Source organism: Methylobacterium segetis (assembly GCF_004348265.1).
Classification (GTDB): Bacteria; Pseudomonadota; Alphaproteobacteria; order Rhizobiales; family Beijerinckiaceae; genus Methylobacterium; species Methylobacterium segetis.
Genome location: NZ_SMNT01000197.1, coordinates 1 through 2,283, shown reverse-complemented (window position 1 = coordinate 2,283; position 2,283 = coordinate 1). Strand labels below are relative to the sequence as shown.

Sequence of the window (2,283 nt, the reverse complement as noted above, 5' to 3'; positions counted from 1 at the left end):
CGGTCGATGACGGCCAGGGCGGTACCGCGAGTCAGGACGTGACGGTGACGATCACCGGTACCAACGACGCGCCGGTCGTCCTCGACATCACCGGCGCCACGGCCGCGACCGGGAGCCCGCCGCTCGTCCTGCTCCCGGCCTACACCGACGTCGATACACGCGACACCCACAGGCTCAGCCTCGATGCGACGCTGACGCGGGGGCATGTCGCGCTGAATGCCGACGGCACGTTCAGCTACGATCCGAACGGCGCCTTCGCGAACCTGCCGGCGGGAATCACCGCGCAGGACAGCTTCGCCTACACGGTCACGGATTCGGCCGGCGCCGCCGTCACCCGGACCGCCACGGTGACGGTGACGGGCACCAACCACGCGCCGGTCGCCGCCGCGGACCAGCAGACGGCCGCACGGGAGGGCCTCACCGTCCTCGACCTCCTCGCCAACGACGGCGATCCCGACGGCGACGCCCTCGCCATCACGGCGGTGACGCAGCCCCTGGAGGGCCGGGTCACGATCGAGAACGGCCGGGCCGTGTTCGATCCCGGCAGCACCTTCGCCGGCCTCGCGGCGGGCCAGACCGCGACGGTGAGCTTCGCCTACACGGTCTCGGACGGGCGCGGCGGCACCGACACGGCCAGCGCCACCGTGCAGGTTCAGGGTTCGGGCGCCTTCGTGCCCGGCAACCAGACGGATACGAGCAGCACCGTCCTGACGAGCAACAAACAGGCCGTGTTCCTGCAGCTCGACGGGGCCTCCCGCGCCAATGACGGCAGCACCAAGGTCACGGCCACGATCGGCCTCGGCACCGTGCAGCAGCCCGCCATCAACATCGTCTACGTGGTCGATACGTCCGGCAGCGAGCAGACCTTCTTCGCCAACGGCATCGGCGACCTGAATGGAGATGGGACCGCCAACACCCGCATCGACGCCGAGATCCAGGCGCTCACGGCCCTCAGCAACAAGATCCTGGCCCAGGGCTTCAACCCGGCCTCGACGCGCCTCGCCATCGTGCCCTTCGACTCGGCAGGGAAGACCTTCGGGGTCAACGGGTCCGCGCCCGAGGCCAAGCCGGTCTTCGCGCTGGACGCGGCCGGCGTCTCCAGCGCGACGAGCTACCTGAAGACCCTCCGGGCCACCGGCGGCACCAACTACGAGGACGCCCTGCGCAGCACCATCTCGGCGCTCGCGGTGATGGACCCGAACAGGACGGCCAGCAACTTCGTCTATTTCGTCTCGGACGGCGAGCCGACCTCGCAGAACGCCGCCACCCCTGCGAACCAGATGCCGGCCAGCGGGACGACCGGCGTCGTCACCATCAATCCGAGCCCCACCAACCAAGCCGCCATCATCGCGAAATTCGCCGACGAGGTGAAAACGCTGACCGAGGTCTACAAGGCGAAGATCTCGGCCATCGGCATCGGCGACAGTTCGCTGACCTATCTCGATCCGATCGACAACACCGGCGGGGCCGAGAAGGTGACGACGCCGAGCGCGCTCTCGGCCTCTCTTCTGGGCTCGCCGGTGCCCTCGGCGAGCATCGCCGCCTTCACGCTGAGCGTGAACGCGCGCGTGGTGCCCGGCATCACCAAGGCGAACCTCGTCTCCACGCCGCTCGGCCTCAAGATCGACGCGAACCTCGCCGCGCTCAAGCCCTATCTCGGCGACAGCAACACGGTCGTGGCCAGCGTCACCTTCACGGACGGCACCACCCTCGTCACGGATCTCGTCGTGACGGGCGTGCTGCCGCACGCCTTCGATCCGCCGGGCCTCGGCGCCTCGCCGCCGAGCGAGATCCTGGTGGAGGCCGGCGCCGAGACCGCGGGCGTGCCCGAATCGGTCGTGAGGCTCGTGCGCGCCGCGAATGCGCCCGCCTACGACACCGCCGGCTGGACGCAACTCACGCCCGCGACCTTCGCCAAGGCCGGGACCTACGGCACCACCCTCCTCGATACCGCAGCGAACACGCTGACCTACGCCCTCGACAACGCGCGCAGCGCGACGAACGCGCTCCAGGCCGGCGCCATCGTCACCGAGAAGGTCGAGATCCGTCTCGTCGGCGGCCTGAACAAGGACATCGCCTTCACGATCACGGGGAGCAACGACGCGCCGGTCGCCGCGGACGCCGCCGCCTCGGGCGACGAGGATGGCGTTCTCGCAGGACAGCTCTCCGCGATCGACCCCGACACCTCGGTGGACGACCTCATCGTCGCGCTGGTGGGTGAGGCCACCCACGGCCACGTCGCGATCGATGCACGGGGCCACTACACCTACACGCCGGACGCGG

1 protein-coding gene is annotated in these 2,283 nt (G+C 69.9%); it reads left to right on the top strand.

Annotated elements, in window-relative coordinates; all coding sequences use genetic code 11:
• Window positions 1-44: 44 nt before the first annotated feature.
• Window positions 45-2,283 (top strand): Ig-like domain-containing protein (locus E1J50_RS25835; RefSeq protein ID WP_245516765.1); only part of this gene is annotated, 2,239 nt, incomplete at its 3' end.